The organism is Streptomyces sp. NPDC101194 (assembly GCF_044767885.1).
In the GTDB taxonomy this organism is placed as follows: Bacteria; Actinomycetota; Actinomycetes; order Streptomycetales; family Streptomycetaceae; genus Streptomyces.
Map to the genome: position 1 here is coordinate 542,835 of NZ_JBIWOS010000002.1, position 17,548 is coordinate 560,382.

At 70.9% G+C, this 17,548-nt stretch carries 17 protein-coding genes and 1 pseudogene; 11 read left to right on the plus strand and 7 right to left on the minus strand.

The annotated features are described in order from the left end of the window. The first annotated feature begins 117 nt into the window (after positions 1-117). The 4 genes from ACIRP2_RS09225 (at position 118) to glmM (ending at position 3,207) form a co-directional block, all read left to right on the plus strand. On the plus strand, positions 118-381 hold the full coding sequence (locus tag ACIRP2_RS09225) for a hypothetical protein (RefSeq protein ID WP_404248057.1): 264 nt from the start codon (positions 118-120) through the stop codon (positions 379-381). A 278-nt stretch (positions 382-659) separates the two neighbouring features. After that, positions 660-1,103 (plus strand): 50S ribosomal protein L13, encoded by a 444-nt coding sequence (gene rplM / locus ACIRP2_RS09230; RefSeq protein WP_351078008.1) that lies wholly within the window; start codon positions 660-662, stop codon positions 1,101-1,103. Between the two features lie 44 nt (positions 1,104-1,147). Further along, positions 1,148-1,666 carry a 30S ribosomal protein S9 gene (rpsI, locus tag ACIRP2_RS09235; RefSeq protein ID WP_404248059.1) on the plus strand — a complete coding sequence of 173 codons (519 nt, stop codon included), beginning with the start codon at positions 1,148-1,150 and terminating at the stop codon, positions 1,664-1,666. A 182-nt stretch (positions 1,667-1,848) separates the two neighbouring features. Then, positions 1,849-3,207: a phosphoglucosamine mutase gene (glmM, locus tag ACIRP2_RS09240; protein ID WP_404248061.1), complete on the plus strand. Its 1,359-nt coding sequence runs from the start codon at positions 1,849-1,851 to the stop codon at positions 3,205-3,207. Positions 3,208-3,433: 226 nt separating this feature from the next. On the opposite strand, the gene ACIRP2_RS09245 is transcribed toward glmM, so the two are convergent. From ACIRP2_RS09245 to ACIRP2_RS09265, 5 genes are all read right to left on the minus strand, one after another. Further along, positions 3,434-3,562 carry a hypothetical protein gene (locus tag ACIRP2_RS09245; protein WP_404248063.1) on the minus strand — a complete coding sequence of 43 codons (129 nt, stop codon included), beginning with the start codon at positions 3,560-3,562 and terminating at the stop codon, positions 3,434-3,436. Positions 3,563-3,709: 147 nt separating this feature from the next. Beyond that, positions 3,710-4,666 carry a DUF389 domain-containing protein gene (locus ACIRP2_RS09250; protein ID WP_404248065.1) on the minus strand — a complete coding sequence of 319 codons (957 nt, stop codon included), beginning with the start codon at positions 4,664-4,666 and terminating at the stop codon, positions 3,710-3,712. A 27-nt stretch (positions 4,667-4,693) separates the two neighbouring features. Beyond that, complete coding sequence (gene coaA / locus ACIRP2_RS09255) at positions 4,694-5,689, minus strand: type I pantothenate kinase (RefSeq protein WP_404248067.1); 996 nt, start codon at positions 5,687-5,689, stop codon at positions 4,694-4,696. Positions 5,690-5,868: 179 nt separating this feature from the next. Further along, positions 5,869-6,852 (minus strand): CU044_5270 family protein, encoded by a 984-nt coding sequence (locus ACIRP2_RS09260; protein ID WP_404248069.1) that lies wholly within the window; start codon positions 6,850-6,852, stop codon positions 5,869-5,871. Next, entirely contained in the window at positions 6,840-7,439 is a 600-nt protein-coding gene (locus ACIRP2_RS09265; RefSeq protein ID WP_404248071.1) for an RNA polymerase sigma factor, read from the minus strand. Before ACIRP2_RS09265 ends, ACIRP2_RS09260 begins: the two co-directional genes overlap by 13 nt. Positions 7,440-7,662: 223 nt before the next feature. On the opposite strand from ACIRP2_RS09265, the gene ACIRP2_RS09270 reads away from it, so the two are divergent. Then, entirely contained in the window at positions 7,663-7,893 is a 231-nt protein-coding gene (locus tag ACIRP2_RS09270) for a hypothetical protein (protein WP_404248073.1), read from the plus strand. 227 nt (positions 7,894-8,120) lie between these two features. On the opposite strand, the pseudogene ACIRP2_RS09275 reads toward ACIRP2_RS09270, so the two are convergent. Then, positions 8,121-9,001 (minus strand): annotated as a pseudogene (locus tag ACIRP2_RS09275) (helix-turn-helix domain-containing protein). Between the two features lie 302 nt (positions 9,002-9,303). Continuing rightward, positions 9,304-9,723, minus strand: coding sequence for an ATP-binding protein (locus ACIRP2_RS09280; protein WP_404248075.1), 420 nt, complete (start codon positions 9,721-9,723; stop codon positions 9,304-9,306). 144 nt (positions 9,724-9,867) lie between these two features. Here ACIRP2_RS09280 and ACIRP2_RS09285 point away from each other — a divergent pair, with 144 nt between their 5' ends. The 6 genes from ACIRP2_RS09285 to ACIRP2_RS09310 all read left to right on the plus strand — a co-directional run bounded on the left by ACIRP2_RS09285 (position 9,868) and on the right by ACIRP2_RS09310 (position 17,382). Next, positions 9,868-10,740, plus strand: a complete 873-nt coding sequence (locus ACIRP2_RS09285) for a helix-turn-helix domain-containing protein (protein ID WP_404248077.1) — start codon at positions 9,868-9,870, stop codon at positions 10,738-10,740. Next, positions 10,737-10,943: a DUF397 domain-containing protein gene (locus tag ACIRP2_RS09290; protein WP_404248079.1), complete on the plus strand. Its 207-nt coding sequence runs from the start codon at positions 10,737-10,739 to the stop codon at positions 10,941-10,943. The genes ACIRP2_RS09285 and ACIRP2_RS09290 overlap by 4 nt, the downstream gene beginning before the upstream one ends. 370 nt (positions 10,944-11,313) lie before the next feature. Further along, positions 11,314-12,141 carry an alpha/beta fold hydrolase gene (locus tag ACIRP2_RS09295; RefSeq protein WP_404248081.1) on the plus strand — a complete coding sequence of 276 codons (828 nt, stop codon included), beginning with the start codon at positions 11,314-11,316 and terminating at the stop codon, positions 12,139-12,141. A gap of 450 nt (positions 12,142-12,591) precedes the next feature. Continuing rightward, the gene (gene lanA, locus ACIRP2_RS09300) at positions 12,592-12,750 is read left to right on the plus strand and encodes an SCO0268 family class II lanthipeptide (protein ID WP_376272242.1); all 159 of its coding nucleotides are present in this window, start codon (positions 12,592-12,594) and stop codon (positions 12,748-12,750) included. A gap of 118 nt (positions 12,751-12,868) precedes the next feature. Next, positions 12,869-16,057: a lantibiotic dehydratase gene (locus tag ACIRP2_RS09305; RefSeq protein WP_404248083.1), complete on the plus strand. Its 3,189-nt coding sequence runs from the start codon at positions 12,869-12,871 to the stop codon at positions 16,055-16,057. Beyond that, positions 16,054-17,382 (plus strand): lanthionine synthetase C family protein, encoded by a 1,329-nt coding sequence (locus ACIRP2_RS09310; RefSeq protein ID WP_404248085.1) that lies wholly within the window; start codon positions 16,054-16,056, stop codon positions 17,380-17,382. The genes ACIRP2_RS09305 and ACIRP2_RS09310 overlap by 4 nt, the downstream gene beginning before the upstream one ends. Positions 17,383-17,548 lie beyond the last annotated feature (166 nt).

Sequence of the window (17,548 nt, forward strand, 5' to 3'; positions counted from 1 at the left end):
GTGCGGGAGCGGGTTGTCTCGTGTTCCGATCTGGATGTGCTGAGCGAGTGGCTGGACCGGTCGTTGACGGCGGAGGTCGCCGAGGACCTGTTCGCGGCGACCGAGGCCTGACGTCTGATGGCTGTCGACCTCTCTTTCTTCCGCTCGGAGACGTCCCAGCGCCTGCGTTCCGAGGCGCGCGCCATGGGGCGTGCTGAGGGGCGTGCCATGGCGCGGGCCGAGGACATTCTGCGGATTCTTTCCAAGCGGGGGATCGCGGTGTCGGAGCAGGTGCGGGAGCGGGTTGTCTCGTGTTCCGATCTGGATGTGCTGAGCGAGTGGCTGGACCGGTCGTTGACGGCGGAGGTCGCCGAGGACCTGTTCGCGGCAGCCGAGGCCTGATCCCGGGGCACCTGAACGCCAGGCTCCCGGTCCCCGGACCCCGGCAGGGCCGGGGTCCGGGGGCTGTTTTGACCCGCGCGGGGGAGCGACGGTATTCTTCTGGTTTGTTATGCGTATTGGCTTGGTCGTTCTCACGCGAGGGGCCCTTACGCCGGTCCACCGGGCCGATGACCAGCGGCAGGTACTCGGGTTGCGTCCCCGCAGCGCCGCCAAGGCTGGTGTGATCGTCCGGGTGGCCTTGTCAGGACTCACTCACTGAAGAAGCGAAGGCTACGACCGTGCGTACGTACAGCCCCAAGCCCGGCGATGTGACGCGCCAGTGGCACATCATCGACGCGCAGGACATCGTCCTGGGCCGTCTGGCCACCACGGCTGCGAACCTCCTCCGCGGCAAGCACAAGGCGATTTACGCCCCCCACATGGACATGGGCGACTTCGTCATCATCATCAACGCCGAGAAGGTTCACCTCTCCGGCAACAAGAAGACCCAGAAGATGGCGTACCGCCACTCCGGGTTCCCGGGTGGTCTCCGCTCCGTCCGCTACGACGAGCTGCTCGACAAGAACCCCGAGAAGGCTGTCGAGAAGGCCATCAAGGGCATGATCCCCAAGAACAGCCTGGGCCGTCAGATGCTCTCGAAGCTCAAGGTCTACGCGGGCGACCAGCACCCGCACGCTGCTCAGCAGCCGGTCCCGTTCGAGATCACCCAGGTCGCGCAGTAGTTCCGGCCTCCCCCTAAGACCAAAAGAAAGATCTGAGGAGAATCGTGGCCGAGACCACTGTTGAGAACCCCGTCGAGGGCGAAGAGGTTTTCGCCGAGGTGACCACCTTCGAGTCCGAGGTTCCCGTCGAGGGCGAGTACACCAGCGAGTCGCTGGCGTCCCGCTTCGGCGACCCGCAGCCCGCCGCCGGCCTTGGCCGTCGGAAGAACGCCATCGCCCGCGTCCGGATCGTTCCGGGCACCGGCAAGTGGAAGATCAACGGTCGCACCCTTGAGGACTACTTCCCCAACAAGGTGCACCAGCAGGAAGTCAACGAGCCCTTCAAGGTGCTCGAGCTCGACAACCGCTACGACGTCATCGCCCGCATCTCGGGCGGCGGCGTCTCGGGTCAGGCCGGTGCCCTGCGCCTCGGCGTGGCCCGTGCGCTGAACGAGGCGGACGTCGACAACAACCGCCCGACGCTGAAGAAGGCCGGCTTCCTCTCCCGCGACGACCGTGCGGTCGAGCGCAAGAAGGCCGGTCTCAAGAAGGCCCGTAAGGCCCCGCAGTACAGCAAGCGCTAAACAGCCTGCTCATCTGCTTTACACGTTCGCCCCGGCTGCACACCTCGTGCTTGCCGGGGCGTTCGTTTATCGGCGCGCTCGGGCGTATAACGGCATAAGACGTTCATAGGCCTGCATGCACAGCGTCGCGTTGTGTTGCTTTGGTTTGGTTTGCGGTTTCGGAGCATCTTCGGAGGACACCAGTGGGACGACTCTTCGGCACGGACGGTGTGCGCGGTGTCGCCAACGCGGACCTGACGGCTGAGCTCGCGCTCGGCCTGTCGGTCGCTGCGGCGCATGTGCTCGCCGAGGCGGGCACCTTTGAGGGGCATCGGCCGACAGCCGTGGTGGGGCGTGACCCACGTGCGTCCGGAGAGTTCCTGGAGGCCGCCGTCGTGGCAGGTCTCGCCAGTGCGGGCGTGGACGTCCTGCGGGTCGGTGTGCTGCCCACCCCCGCGGTGGCGTACCTCACCGGCGCGCTGGGCGCCGACCTCGGAGTGATGCTCTCGGCCAGCCACAACGCCATGCCGGACAACGGTGTCAAGTTCTTCGCCCGCGGCGGTCACAAGCTCGCCGACGAGCTGGAGGACCGGATCGAGACGGTCTACGAGCAGCACCGCACCGGTGAGCCCTGGACGCGTCCGACGGGCGCCGGGGTGGGCCGGGTCACCGACTACACCGAGGGCTTCGACCGCTACGTCGCCCACCTCGTCGCCGTCCTCCCGAACCGGCTCGACGGTCTGAAGGTCGTCCTCGACGAGGCGCACGGTGCCGCCGCCAGGGTCTCGCCCGAGGCGTTCACGCGAGCGGGTGCCGAGGTTGTCACGATCGGTGCCGAACCGGACGGTCTGAACATCAACGACGGCTGCGGCTCCACCCACCTGGACCTCCTGAAGGCCGCTGTCGTCGAGCACGGCGCCGACCTCGGCATCGCACACGACGGCGACGCCGACCGCTGCCTCGCCGTGGACGCCACGGGCGAGGAGGTCGACGGAGACCAGATCCTGGCCGTGCTCGCCCTCGCCATGCGCGAGGCCGGGCAACTGCGCAAGGACACCGTGGTCGGCACGGTCATGTCCAACCTCGGCTTCAAGATCGCGATGGAGCGGGAGGGCATCCGGCTCGTCCAGACCGCCGTCGGCGACCGTTACGTACTGGAGTCGATGAAGGCCGAGGGCTACGCGCTGGGCGGCGAGCAGTCCGGCCATGTCATCGTCCTGGACCACGCCACGACCGGCGACGGCACGCTGACCGGTCTGCTGCTGGCGGCCCGCGTCGCCGCGACCGGTCGTACGCTCGCTGAGCTGGCCGGCGTCATGCAGCGCATGCCGCAGTTGCTGATCAACGTCCGCGATGTCGACAAGTCCCGGGTGGACACCTCTCCGGAGCTGGCCGCGGCGGTCGCCGACGCCGAGCGCGAGCTGGGCTCCACCGGACGGGTACTGCTGCGCCAGTCGGGTACGGAGCCGCTGGTACGGGTCATGGTCGAGGCGGCCGACATCGAACAGGCACGCGCGGTCGCCCAGCGGCTGGCCGACGTGGTGAAGTCCGCGCTCGGTTAGGGAGTGTCTCGAAGGCGGCGTCGTCCGTTCCCGGCCGGACGGGACCTTCGAAGCACGCCCCGGAGCGCGGCAGCCGGATCACGCCGCCGTGATCCGGCTCCCTCAAGTACGCGCTCGGCTTCGACGGCCGGCACCCGCTCACCGCGGGCGGTCGTCCTCGCGCGTCCGGGCGGACCCCTTGAGGGGGAAGGGGGACCACCGCGAACCGCCCGATCCGACGATGCCGCTACTTGACGACGGTGACCGTGGCCTCGCCGACCGCGGCGGTGTGCTGGGTGTCGCCGGCGTACCGGACGGTGTAGTCGACCTGCCCGGTCGTGCGCGGGCGGTACCGGGGAGTTCCCGTCAGCCGCACGAACACTAGGACAGGCCACTGACAGCGGGACGGCACAGCTTCGCACCAGGGTCCGCCCGGCCGTTCACCGCTGGGCTTCGTCACCTCATGGACGCTTGTGCGGTCTCGACGGGCAGGTGGGTCACCGGTACAGAGAGCCTGTTCGCGCTACTCGGCCGACGGGCGTGTCATCTGGCCCGCCCGGCGGCGGTGTGCGGCCCACAGGGCCTTCTGGAGCAGCAGCGTCAGCGTCCCCGCGACCACGATTCCGCCGAGGTTCGCCAGCAGTTGGGCCGCCGAGCCCCACATCTGGCCGTAGTCGGTGTAGCTGAACGCCACCGCCGCGTTGGCTGCCGCCGGCACCGTCGTCACGGAGATCGCGACCCCGATCAGGGCCCCGGACTTCGCCGAGGTGAGCGAGAGCGTTCCGGCGATCCCGGCCAGGAACGCCACCACGAACGACAGCGGGTCCGGCTTCCAGATGAACGAGGTATTGGGCCGGTCCGCCTCGATCATCGCGCGGGTGAACAGCCCGAAGGCGTCCATCAGCCAGGCGAATCCGGCGGTCAGCACCATCGCGACGGCGAAGCCGCAGATCAGCGCCACCAGCGACCGCCACACCAACCGCGGGGCGCGCTGCACCAGGGCCGTGGAGATGCCGGCCAGCGGCCCGAACTCCGGGCCGACCGCCATGGCACCCACGATCAGGATCGCGTTGTCGAGCATCACACCGCAGGCGGCGAGCATCGTCGCGACCGCGAGGAACGACACGTAGGTGACGCTGAAGGTCGACTCCTCGTGGGTCGCCTCCGTCAGCTCCTCCCACAGCACCGCGTCCGCGCCCTCGCCCGGCGCCGCCTTCTCCGCCTCGTCGGCGTGCGCGGAGAGTGTCAGGTCCATGTTCTCGACGGTGATCGAACCCGACTTGTCGACACCGAGCCCGCGCAGCGCGGAGATCAGCTCGTCGCCCGCCTCACGGGCCACGTCGCACAGCACCACGTCGCCCGCCGGGCTCCGGGCGACCCCGGACATCACCACGAGATGCGTCGTCCCGACGGTGTTCTCCACCAGGTGCACCACCTCGTCCGTACGGTCGGCGGGAACGATCAGGCGCAGGTGCAGCACGCGGACACTCCTGGAGGGCTGGACGTTTCAGAGCTTGCGCAGGGACAGCCGCTGGACCTTGTGGTCCGGCCCCTTGCGCAGCACCAGGGTGGCACGGCCCCGAGTGGGCGCGACATTCTCCACCAGGTTGGGCTTGTTGATGGTCCGCCACATCGTCGCCGCGTACTCCATGGCCTCCTCCTCGGAGACCTGGGTGTACTTGCGGAAGTACGAGAACGGGTTCTGGAACGCCGTCTCGCGCAGCTTCCGGAACCGGTTGAGGTACCAGGCCTCGATGTCCTCGGTCCGCGCGTCCACGTACACGCTGAAGTCGAAGTAGTCGGCGAGCCCGACCCTGGTCCGCCCGTCCTTTCCGGGCAGCGCGGGCTGGAGCACGTTCAGCCCCTCCACGATCAGGATGTCGGGGCGGCGCACGGTGAGCCGCTCGCCCGGCACGATGTCGTAGATCAGATGCGAGTAGACGGGCGCCGTCACCTCGTCCTTGCCGGCCTTGATGTCGGCGACGAACCGGGTCAGCGCCCGGCGGTCGTACGACTCGGGGAACCCCTTGCGCGACATCAGCCCGCGCGCCTTCAGCTCCTTCATCGGCAGCAGGAACCCGTCCGTGGTGACGAGCTCCACCCGCGGGTGTTCGGGCCAGCGGGCCAGCAGCGCCTGGAGGATGCGGGCGCTGGTGGACTTGCCCACCGCGACACTGCCCGCGACCCCTATGACGAACGGGGTGCCGCGCTGCGCCCCGTGGCCGTTGCCCGCGTCCCCGAGGAAGGTGTTCAGGGCGCCGCGCAGGCCCGAGGTGGCCTGGACGTAGAGGTTGAGCAGCCGGGAGAGCGGCAGATAGACGTCCCGGACCTCGTCGAGGTCGATCACGTCCCCGAGCCCGCGCAGCTGCTCCACCTCGTCGGCGGTCAGCGGCAACGGCGTCTTGTCGCGCAGGGCGCTCCACTCGGCGCGCGACAGATCGACGTACGGCGTCGCCGCGTGCTCGGCACGGCGGGGGGTGCTTCGTGGCGGCGAAGTGATCACGTGTTCATTGTTGCGGGAGTTTGAACGGAGCGGGGGGTGGGGTGGGTCACGTGGGGTCCGGCGGGCGGTTGGCAGGCAGGGGTCCGGTGTCCGCACCCCTGTGGCGGACACCGGACCCGGTTCCCGGTCGTGCTCCCCCGCGCCCGTGCCCGGCTGCCGGGTCCGAGCTCCCGGTCGTGTCAGGGCTTCTCGCCCTCGGCGTCGACGACGGCGGCCGCGACGCGGGCTTCGCTCAGCGTGATCTGACCGGCCTTGAACTTCTCCGGCGGCAGTTTCGTCTTGCCGGAGGAGAGCCGGAGCGTGTAGTCCTCGGTGACCACGAACCGCTGTCCGGCGTAGCCGAAGGTGGTCGGGTCGATGAGGATCTCGCGCTGCTGGTGCGTGCCGTCCTCCTTCCGGGTGATGGCGATGACCTCGCGCCCGGCCGCGTCCTTCACCAGGTGGTCGGTGACGTGCACCCCGGGGACGGTGGCCAGCGCCCGGTAGATGCCGGCCAGGGCGCGGGGCGCGATCGGATAGGCCTCGACCATCAGCCCCATCGCGCGGAAGCTGTGCACGGCCTCGGGCTCGGGCGGGCTTTCGGGGGTGTGGCCCGTCGGATAGAACGAACGGACCTCCGCCAGCAGCCGCGCCGGATCGGCGGGCAGCTCATTGGCGGCCCGGTAGACCTGGCGGGCCGTGCGGTAGTCGTCGTCCTTCCCGTTCTTGGCCGCGGCGGAGTTGTCGTACGGGACCCAGTTGTCGGGGGCGTAGGAGAAGCGGCCGAATCCTGAGCCCTCCGGCTGGGCCATCACCGTCTTCGTGTAGATCCACTGGTCGTCGCGCGGCTCCGGGGCCGCCTGCTGCTTCTCCAGTGCGTCGGCGGCCCGGTTCAGCACCTCGGCGGGGCTGTCCAGCCGCAGGGTGCCGGTCGTCGAGGCGGGGCCGGAGCGGTCGGGGGCGGCGGAGTCGACGAGCTGGGTGCCGAGCACGGCCGCCACGGTGATGGCGGCTGCGGCACCGAACGCGGCGACCCGCCAGTCGGCCCGCAGCCGGCGGACACCGCGTCGCGCGGCTGCGCCACCGGCGGCCTCGACGAGTCGCTGCCGACCCGCGGCGAGTGCGGAGCGGTCCGGGACGGGTGCGTCGGCGCGCAGTTCGCGCAGCGTGGTCATTTCGTCCATGACGGGGTCAGCTCCATGGCGTCGGGTGTGAACGAGGGATCCAGGCTGAGCGCTTCACGTACCTTGCGGCGGGCGCGATTGAGCCGGGACCGCACGGTGCCGAGAGGGATGCCGAGCGCCTCGGCGACCTCCTGGTATCCGAGGTCGGCCCAGGCGACGAGCAGCAGCACATGACGGTCGCCGGGCGACAGCGAGGCGAGCGCCCCGGCCAGCGGCCCCTGCGCGGAGATCCGGTCGTCGCAGCGGTCGCTCCAGGAGGCGGCCACCGGGTCCTGCCCGGTACGGGCCAGGGCTCGCAGAGCCCTCTCCTCGCCACGCCGTTGCTTGCCGATGAGATTGGCGGCGATGCCGTACAGCCAGGGGCGGGCGCTGTGGCGCGTGCGGTCGTAACGGCGCCGTGAGCGGAACGCGATGAGGAAGGTCTCCGCCGTGATGTCGTCCGCCGCGCCCTCCCCGAGGCGGCGGACGGCATAGCGGTGGATGTCGGGTGCGTGGCGGTCGTAGAGCCCGGCGAAGATCTCGGGCTGCTCCAGCGACTGCGCGACGAGCTCGGCGTCGTCGTCGGGGCTGGCCGGTGGTCCGGTCACATCGGCTCCTGTGGACTCGGTGGGTGAGCATGTCACCCCTTGTTCCCCGCAGGGCACGGAAAGGTTCGCACGGGACGCGGTGCCCGGTACGGCACGGCGGGGGCAGGAAGGCGCACCGCCGCTGCGGCCCGCTGCGGCCCACGGCGTCGCCGTCCACGCCGACTGGCCCGTGGGCAGAGCTTTTTACGTGGCGCTGCCGACAGGGATGAGGCACAGTCCGGACATGCCCGCGCCTTCCGGATTCAGTTACGAGACCCACGCCGACGGTACGGTCGTCATCACACACCGCGGCCGCAAGGCCACCACTCTGCGCGGTGACCGCGCCGCACGGTTCGCCGCCGAGGTGACCTCCGGCGACGCCCAGGCCGTCATGGCCCGTTGGACCGGCGCCTACAAGTTCGGCAACGAACGCACCGCCCGCAACCATCCGAGAAACCGGCAGCGTCGCGGCTGACGCATCCACCAGGTGGTGCGAGGGGCACGTCCCGGTGGACGGACGCCCGGAGGGTTCCGCGGGCCCTGACGAAGGTGTCGTCGGTCCGGGCGGGCGTCAACGTGCAGTCTCTTCGGGCGTGCGTGCCCATGGGCCCGAACGCGGGAGGCAGCGCTTCAGGCACGGTTCGTCGAGGAGCCGGCCCGCGCGGCTCCCCGAGGGTGCCACTTCCCGACCACTGTCCATGGCTACCCCGTGAGTGACGGCCCGCTCTCGCAGTCGCGGCAGTTGCCGGGGGCGGGGGAGCGGAAGGCGCGGTCGCAGTGGTTGCAGTTCTGGAGTGGGGTGGGTTGGCGGAGCACGGTGCGTGGTGGCGGGAGGAGGTGGGTGAGGCGGTGGCGGAGGAGTTTGGAGGGGTGTCTGAGGGGGTGGGGGAGGTCGTCGGTGAGGGCGTGGCGGATGGCGGTGGGTGTGGCGCCGCGTTCGTACCAGGTGGCGACGGCGGGGCGAGGGCGTGGATGTCCCTTTCGGTGAGGGCGAGTTGGGGAGTGTCGCGGTGGAGGCCGGTGAGGAGGGCGATGGCGGCGTGGTGGTGTTGGAGGAGGGGATGGTCGGGTCGGGGTAGCGGTGGGGGCGGGGGTTCGGGTGAGGTGGGGGCGGGGACGTGGGGCGACTGCTCGGGTGCAGGGGCCTGGCGAGCGGCGCGGTGCGGTCTCGGCCGGGGCCGCGGTTTGGGTGCCGGGCGCTTGTGCGGGGTGGAGTTGCCCGGCTGGTTGTACGAGCAGGTGCGGGTGATGACGCGGCCGTCGGGGAGACGTTCGCGGGTGCGTTTCAGGTAGCCGTGGGCTTCCAGTTCGCGCAGGGCGGCGGCGATGCGGGCTTCGCTTTCCGGGAAGCGTTGGGTGAGGGTTTTGATCCCGACCTTCGCCCCGGTGGGGAGTGACTGGATGTGGGTGGCGAGGCCGATCGCGAGGAGCGAGAGCTCGCGGTGCTGGGCGAGGTGATTGCCGACCACGGTGAAGCGAGTGGTGTGCCGGGAATTGATGTGCATGACACCGGATGTCGGTGTGGTGTCCACGGGTACACGGGACGGGGTGCGTGGGGGCGCGCTAATCTGCTGGGTATCCATCGGGAAGGTTCCGTCTTCCTCGGTGGTCAGGCCCTCGATCGGGATTGCGAGTCCCGGCCGGGGGCCGACGCATGTCTGTGGTTGTGGAGGCGAGCATATGCCCGCCAACCAGGCGGAATGCCAGTCGAGTTGGTGATCCTCACCCGTGTGAGTGACAGGGCGTGTGTGTGCCCCTGCGTGAGGCCGGGGTAGGGGTCGGGGTTGGGTCGGGGAGTTTCTTCTCCCCAAAGCCTTGAAAGCCTTTTACGTCGGGGCGCGCCGGGTCGCGGTTCACCGGGACGTGGCACGCCGGGTCGCGAATGTCACGATCCGGTGAGGGCCACCTCCGCCCAGACGGTTTTGCGCGGGAAGGGCCCCACCTGCACGCCCCACCGGATGGCGATCGCCTCGATGAGCAACAGCCCGCGCCCCGCCTCGGAGTCGTCGCTCCGCTCCGGCACTCGGGGCAGCACATCCCCGCGAGCATCGGAGACCTCGATACGGAGCGTGTCCCCTGTGACGGTCAGCGCGATGCGGAAGTCCCGCCCCGGCACGTACCCGTGCAGCGCGGCGTTGGACGCCAGCTCGGCGATGACGTGCCCGGCATCCTCCAGCGGCAGCCCCCAGGAACGGAGTTGCTCGGTCGCGAGGAGCCGGGCGAGCCGGGCGCCCCGACGGGTGGCGGAGAGCTGCACGGCGAACTGCCCGCTGCGGGCACGCGGTGGGGTGATTTCTCGGTTCACGTCACTCAGCGTGGTCGGAGTTGCCTACTCTGAACAGCAATGACGTGCGTACGGACAGTGACTGTCCAGTGGTTGTGCGGGTCTGTCCAACTGGTACGGCGTCGAGCGCGAACTGGTGCGGGTACGGGTGGAGGTGGGTGTCGTATGGCGAGCGAGGACAGCAGGAAGTACATGGCGGGCGGGGCGGATGACGACGATTGGGACTTCGACCCGGAGGACGACTCGGGAGCGGTGATCGCAGCGGTCGGCCGACAGATTCGGCTCTGGCGGGAGTCGGCCGGCCTCCGCGCGGCGGACCTGGGCCATGCGATCGGCTATGGGGAGAACCAGGTTTACAAGGTGGAGTCCGGGAAGCGCATCCCCAAGCCGGAGTTCCTGGACAAGGCGGACCAGATCCTGAGCGCGGGCGGCAAAATCGCCGCGATGAAGAAGGATCTGGTGGAGGCGCGGTACCCGAAGAAGGTCCGCGATCTGGCGAAGCTGGAGGCGGATTCAGTCGAGATCGGGTCGTATGCCAGCGATGTCGTGGATGGTCTGCTCCAGACGGAGGAGTACGCCCGAGCCTTGCATGAGGGGCGACGCCCCGCCTTTTCCGAGGGTGAGTTGGAACGCCGAGTGGTTGCACGTCTGGACCGTCAGTCCATCTTTGAACGACAGCCTGCCCCGCTGCTGACGTTCGTTCAGGAGGAGGCAACGCTGAGGCGGCCGACCGGAGGCAAAATGGTGTTGCGTCGTCAGCTTGAACACCTCCTGGAATTGGGGTCGTTGAGGCATGTCGAGATTCAGGTCATGCCGACCGAGACGGTGGAGCATGCGGGGCTGGACGGTTCACATCGAGTGCTTAAGCTGAAGGACGGCAAAGCTGTGGGGCACAACGAGGTCCAGCTCACCAGCCGCCTGATCACCGATCCCAGGGAGGTCCAGATCCTTGAGATGCGGTACGGCCTGATCCGGTCCCAGGCGCTCACGCCTCGGTTTTCAAGGACCTTCATTACGGAATTACTGGGAGAGACATGAGCGCGAAGCCCTCGGCCGACGCCCTGCCCGGGCTGACTTGGTTCAAGAGCAGCTACAGCACCGCCGATGGGCCCTCCTGCGTCGAGGTCGCGGAGACCGCGAGCGTCATCCACGTACGCGACTCCAAGAACATCCCCGGCCCGCGCCTCGGCTTCACGCCGGACGCGTGGGCGGAGTTCGTCACGTACACGTCCGCCGGCTGACCGTCGGACCTCGTCGGCCCCGCCCCGCCCCGGTTGCCCCGGGAGCGGGGTGTGCTGCTGCCCGGGAGCAGGCCGAGTGGCCGCCGCCGTCACTGCCGCTCCGCGAGCACGTCTTCGGTATCCCGGTGCGCGGTGGGCCCCCTCCGCTGTCGACCTGCGCCTGAGCCGGCTGTCCCAGGACCCTGAAGGTGCACTGCGGTGCGGATGCCGTGGCCGCTGAGCGAGCCCGGCCCTGCCCTGCCCGAGGCGGCGTGGTGCCGCGCCCGGAACGACGGGTGCGGCCGGTGGGTACCCCCGCTCCGATTTGCGCCTCGGGAGCCCGGCCGCAGTCTGGAACGGGGGCCCGCAGCAGACCCGAGAGGACAGCAGCATGCCCACGGTGATCACACGTGACGGTGTCGACATCTTCTACAAGGACTGGGGCCGAGGCCGCCCGGTCGTCTTCATCCACGGCTGGCCCCTGAACGGGGACGCCTGGCAGGACCAGCTGAAAGCGGTCGCGGACAACGGGTTCCGCGGCATCGCCCACGACCGGCGCGGTCACGGCCGCTCCACCCCGGTCTGGGACGGCTACGACTTCGACACCTTCGCCGACGACCTCGACGACCTGATCACCCAACTGGACCTGAGGGACGTCACCCTGGTCGCGCACTCGATGGGCGGCGGCGAACTCGCCCGCTACATCGGCCGGCACGGAACCGGCCGGATCAGGTCCGCGGTGCTGCTCTCGGCGATCACTCCGCTGATGCTCCAGGGCCCCGACAACCCCGAGGGTGTGCCGCAGTCGGTCTTCGACGACATCAAGAAGGGCATCCTCGCCGAGCGCTCGCAGTTCTGGAAGGACACGGCGGTGGGCTTCTTCAGTGCCGGCCGCAGCGGCAGCAAGGTCACCCAGGGCAACAAGGACGCCTTCTGGTACATGGCCATGGCCGAGACCATCGAGGGTGGCGTCGCCTGTGTCGACGCCTTCGCGGCCACGGACTTCCACGAGGACCTGAAGAAGTTCGACATCCCCACGCTCGTCGTGCACGGCGACGACGACCAGGTCGTTCCCATCGACGCCACGGGCCGCAAGTCCGCCCGGCTCGTCCCGCACGCGACCCTCAAGGTCTACGAGGGAGGCTCCCACGGCATCGCCCTCGTCCCCGGCGACAAGGAGAAGTTCACCAAGGACCTCCTGGAGTTCCTCAAGCGCTGAAACACCGGTTTTCCCGGTACGCGGCAGGCTTCGCCGAATCCATCGGCACTCTTTTCGAGTTCTGTCGATATGCAGTGAAGCGTGTCAGCGGCAAGGGTGACATCACGCCGAATGTGCGGCGAGCCGTGCGGAGCGGCCGGATGGTGACGGGTGGGACCCTGCCAGGCCGTGATCCCGGGCGCCGGAGTCCGCCTGGGGCGTTGATCGCGCGGTGCGGCCGGAGAGGAGAAGCTTCTGTCCACAGGGGTGGATTCCGTCGTTCCGGGTGCACGCGGGCCCGTACTGCCGCGTTCTTGTCGCCTGGACCGGGCCGTTTCGCCGTTCTTCCGGTTGGCCGAAAACGGGCTCCCCGAGCAGCGGTGCCGCAGTGAAAGGTGAGCACAGGAGAGCCGAACAGGCGCTCAGGTATTTCAATCATTTGTTCGCTTCACTGACCCTTTGGGGGTACACATGCGCACCGAAATGATTCTCGCCAACGACGTCTCCGCCGACCTGGACCTCGACCTCCGCATCTCGGAGGTCTCCGACGAGACCCAGGAGTTCGGCGCCGGTACGTACTCCTCGCCGAGCAGCTACGCGATCGGCACCCGTTGTCCGGTCTGCTGCTGACGCGGCACATGCGTCGGCGTCGACCGACGCGGGACCGACCGAAGTGAGGCGAGGCGGAGTGGGCCCGGCCCGCTCCGCCTCGCCGTACCACCACCTCGCTTTCCCGTACCGCCGCACCATGGGGGCTGCCGACGTGCGACCAGACCTGGAACCGGACCTGGACCTGGATCTCTTCGAGGTCCGCGAGCCGGTGCTCGTGCGGATGGCGAGTGCGCCGCGCGACCGCGCCGAGGCCCGTATCGATGCCGACGACCCCGTGCCGGGACTCCGCCGCCTGGCCGGTGACCCGCTGCTCCGCCAGGCCGTCGAGGTCGCCAGCGGCAGTCTCTCGCTCAGCCTCCAGCGCCTCGCCACCGCCGAGGGCGCCGCCGCCCTCGGCCGGAAGCGGACGCTCAGTGCGGCCAGGACGCTCACCCGGTACGCACGCCGCGCCGGTGGCCGGCCCACGCCCTTCGGCCTGTTCGCGGGTGTCGGCCGGGCCGCCTTCGGTCCCACCGCCAAGGCCGCGCTCACCGGCCCCGGAGAGGTGTCGGTCCGGCTCGACGGCCTCTGGCTGCACCGCCGGGTGCTCGACTGGCTCGCCGTCCCCGAGGTCCGCCGCCGGACCGACGTCGTCCTCAACGACCTGTGCGTCCGACGCGACGGCCGGCTCACCCTGCACACCGGCGAGCGCGAGATCTCGGTCCGGGACAACGCGCTGGTCGCCGTGGTCCGCGAGGCCGCCGCGCGGCCCGTCCCGTACGCGGCACTTGTCGACGACCTGGGCGCCCGCTTCCCGTCCGTCGAGCCGGGCCGCATCGACGGCCTCCTCGCCGGCCTCGTCCAGCACGGCCACCTGCTCACCTCCCTCACCCCGTACCGCATCGACGCCACCCTCCTCGACCGTGTCGAGGCCGCCGTCGACGGGGCCGTGCCGGGCGCCGCCGAAGGACTGCGGGCCGTCCGCGCCGCCGCTGCCACCCACGAGGCGGACCCGCCCGGCCGGGGACAGGACTCCTGGCGGGCGCTGCTCGCCGCCGTCCGCGCCCTGGACGGCGACGACGTGGACAGCGGCCGACGGCCGCCCGTCCATGTGGACCTGCGGATGCCCGCCGACATCGTGCTGCCGGAGACGATCGGCGAGGAGGTGCGCCGCTACGCCGCCGCGATCTGGGCGATGACCCCGGAGTGGACCACGCTCGCGTACATGCGGGACTACCGCGACCGGTTCATCGAGCGGTACGGCACCGCGTCCGCCGTCCCGCTCGCCGACCTGGTGGACCCGCACCGCGGCCTCGGCCTGCCGCCCGAGTACGGCTCCTCCGCGCCGGCCCACCCCCGTACCGGCCCCGGCGAGGACGCCGACCGTCCCCGCCGCGCCGCGATCGCCGAACTCGTCCAGCAGGCCGTCCTCGACGGCGGCGACATCGAACTCACCGACGTGGACGTGGCACGTCTGGCCAAGGCCGTCGGGCACACCCCGGGGGGCCGCGCGCCGCGCACCCTGGAACTCTGCTTCCAGATCCTCGCCGACAGCCAGGAGGCCGTCGACCGGGGCGAGTTCCTGCTCCTGGGCAGTCCGCACATCGGCTCGTGGACGGCCGGTGCGACCGCGGGCCGCTTCGCCACCGTCGCCGGGCTCACCGACGAACTCGCCGAGCTGGCCGCGGGCCCGGCTCCCGGACCCGGCGACGAGGACGTGCTCGTGGCCCAGGTCGACATCATGCCGACCGACCCGCGCTCGCTGAACATCGTGCAGGTGCCGCCGCTGCTGCCGTACCGCATACCGGTCGGCGTCGCGGACGACCGCGGCGACCCGCACTGCCTGGACTGGCGGACCCTCCTGGTCGCCGCGGGCGAGGACGGACTGCGACTGCTGCACGGTCCGACTGGCCGTCAGGTCGTGCCCGTCTTCCCGCACATGCTGGCCCTCGACGCGCAGGCCCCGCCCGTCGCCCGCTTCCTCTCCGACCTCGCCGCGGCCCGGCCCCGGGTCTGGTCCGGCTGGGACTGGGCGGGGCTCGACGTCCTCCCGTACCTCCCGCGCGTCCGCTACGGCCGTGTGCTGGCCGCGCCGCGCCGCTGGCTCGCGGGGCGCCGCCTGATGGACGCGGCGCGCTCGGGCAGCACGGCCGTGTGGGAGGAGGGGCTGCGCGACTGGCGCCGCCGGGGCCGGGTGCCCGACCGGATCCAGATCGCCCGCAACGACCAGATGTTCCCGATCGATCTGCGCGAACCGTGGGACCAGGGGCTGCTGCGTGCCGAACTGACCGCGGCGGAACCCCGGTTCCAGCTCTACGAGGACCTCACCGCGGACGGTGCCGGGCTCGGCTGGAACTCCGGGTACAGCACCGAGATCGTCGTCCCGCTCGTCCGTGCCCCGCGCACCCCGGCGGCCGACCGTCCGCAGGAGGACGCACCGGCGCTCGCCAAGTCCGTGCTCCGGTACGCGCCCACGGCGTTCCACCTGCCCGGCGAGGACTGGCTGACCGTCAAGCTGTACGCCGAGCAGGCCGCCCACGACACCCTGCTCGCCGAACACCTCCCCGTGCTGCTGGCCGACATCGACGCGGACATCGACCGCTGGTTCTTCCTCCGCTACCGCGACCCCGACCCGCATCTGCGGCTGCGCCTCCACGGCGATCCGGCCGCGCTGAACGGACGGGTCCTGCCCGCCGTCGCCCGGCACGTGCGGCGGCTCACCGAGAGCGGCGCGGTGCGCGGGATGACGCTGGACGCGTACCGTCCCGAGACCGACCGCTACCTCGGCCCCTCGGCGCAGGAGGCCGTCGAAGGACTGTTTCTGACGGACAGTCAATCCGCTCTGGTCCAGCTCCGGGCGCGCCGCGCCGGGGCGGCGGCCGTGCCCGACGACGTCCTCGCGGCCGCCGGGCACGCGGTGCTGCTGGATTCGCTCGGCGACTGGGACTGGTGCGCCTGGGCGGTCCACATGTTCACCAAGGGCGCCGACCACGAGGTCTACCAGCGCCATCGTGCCCTGGCCGACCGGCTGATCCGGCCCGGAGACCTCCCCGGCGACACCGCCCGCCGCGCCGCGGCCGAACTCGGTGTCCCCGCGCTCGCCGAGCTGTGGGCCCACTCGCCCGAACCGGCGGCCTACGGAAAGCTGGTGCTGGCCGCCGCGGAGGCCGACCGTGACGAGGCCGTGCTGTCGCTGCTGCACATGCGGCACAACCGGCTGTTCGGCATCGACCAGGCGGCGGAGGCCCGTGCCTACGCGGTCCTGCGCGGAGCCGCCCGCACCCGCATCGCCCGCCGCGAACACGCGGCCCGGTCCACCGCCGCAGCCGTCAGGAGCGCCCGATGACCACCCTCGACCGAACCGAACTGCGCGAGCGCGCCGGACAGGTCTCGGAGCGGATCCTCGACCGGCTGGCCGACCCCGCCGCCACCCTGGCCGCGACCCGGATCCCGGCCGAGGCCAACGACACCGGCGAGACCGAGGCCATCTGGGCCGAGATGACCCTGGGCAGCGGCAGCCCCGGCCTGGCCATCGCCTTCAGCGGCGCCGCCCGTCCGGGCACCGACCGTACCGCCCGCGCGCACGGGTACCTCGCCGCCGCCACCTCGGCCGCGGCCCTCGGCGACACCACCCCGAGCGGCATCTTCAAGGGGCCCGGCGCCCTCGCCTTCGCGGTTCTGATCGCCCATCGCGCCACGGGCGGCTACGTCTCCGCGCTCCGGCGGCTCGACGGCTACCAGCGGGACCTGGTCCGCACCGCGCTGCCCGCCGTCCCGGAGAACTCCCCGCTGCCCACCATCGGGCACTACGAGGTGGTGCGCGGGATGACGGGGGTGGGCCGCTATCTGCTGGCCCGCGCCGAGACCTGCGGCGAGGAACTGGAGACCACCCTCACCTATCTGACCCGCCTCGCGCGGGGGGAGGTGGAACACCGCGGCCACAAGGTGCCGCGGTGGTGGGCCCTGGACGCGCCCCGGATCGGCTCGGAGGACCGACTGCCCGACGGCCACCTCAACCTCGGGCTCTCGCACGGGGTGGCCGGGCCGCTCGCCCTGCTCTCGCTCGCCTGGCGGCAGGGGGTCCGCGTGCCGGACCAGCGGGAGGCCATCGAGGCGTGCGTCGCACTGCTCACCCGGTGGGCGGTGCGCGACGAGCACGGGCCGTACTGGCCCCCGTACCTGAGCCTCGACGAGTGGCTGGCCGGACCCGACGCTTTCGCCACCCCCGCCGGACGGCCCGCCTGGTGCTACGGCGCCCCCGCGGTCTCGCGTGCGCTGCAACTGGCCGGGCTGGCACTGGACCGCGCGGACTGGGCCGGCACGGCGAAGGCGTCCGTGGAGCGGCTGCTGACGCTGACCCCGGACCGGTGGGACATCGACGACAACGCGCTGTGCCACGGCTGGGCGGGCGCCCTGCACCAGCTCGGGCGGCTCAACGAGCACTTCGCCGACGACCGGATCGAGGAGGTCCGGGACCGGATCGCGGCCCCGCTGGTCGACGCCTTCGACCCGGAACTGCCCTTCGGGTACCGCTTCACCATGACGAAGGTGCCGTTCGGGACGGACGTCTCCGGATACCTCGACGGGGCGGCGGGCCTGGCCCTGGCCCTGGACGCGTACTCCGCCGGGGGCGCGCCCTCGGACTGGGACATGCCGCTGCTGCTGGCCTGAGGGCTGTCCCGAAACCCCTGGCGGGCGTTACGGGCAGTCCTCAGGCCCTTTCGTCCGGATCGGGCCGGTTCGAGGCCGCCGGACGACCTCCGTTCTCGTCGTCCGTCACGATTTCTGCCGCTCCGTTCACCTTCTGCGACGATGCGAAGAAGAGGGGCGGGCTACA

Bases quoted from the DNA above. Each gene is read 5' to 3' on its own strand.
- ACIRP2_RS09225 (WP_404248057.1), top strand. From the start codon at position 118: ATGGCTGTCGACCTCTCTTTCTTCCGCTCGGAGACGTCCCAGCGCCTG.
- ACIRP2_RS09260 (WP_404248069.1), bottom strand. From the start codon at position 6,852: ATGGACGAAATGACCACGCTGCGCGAACTGCGCGCCGACGCACCCGTC.
- ACIRP2_RS09270 (WP_404248073.1), top strand. From the start codon at position 7,663: ATGCCCGCGCCTTCCGGATTCAGTTACGAGACCCACGCCGACGGTACG.
- ACIRP2_RS09285 (WP_404248077.1), top strand. From the start codon at position 9,868: ATGGCGAGCGAGGACAGCAGGAAGTACATGGCGGGCGGGGCGGATGAC.
- ACIRP2_RS09290 (WP_404248079.1), top strand. From the start codon at position 10,737: ATGAGCGCGAAGCCCTCGGCCGACGCCCTGCCCGGGCTGACTTGGTTC.
- ACIRP2_RS09295 (WP_404248081.1), top strand. From the start codon at position 11,314: ATGCCCACGGTGATCACACGTGACGGTGTCGACATCTTCTACAAGGAC.
- lanA (WP_376272242.1), top strand. From the start codon at position 12,592: ATGCGCACCGAAATGATTCTCGCCAACGACGTCTCCGCCGACCTGGAC.
- ACIRP2_RS09305 (WP_404248083.1), top strand. From the start codon at position 12,869: ATGGGGGCTGCCGACGTGCGACCAGACCTGGAACCGGACCTGGACCTG.
- ACIRP2_RS09310 (WP_404248085.1), top strand. From the start codon at position 16,054: ATGACCACCCTCGACCGAACCGAACTGCGCGAGCGCGCCGGACAGGTC.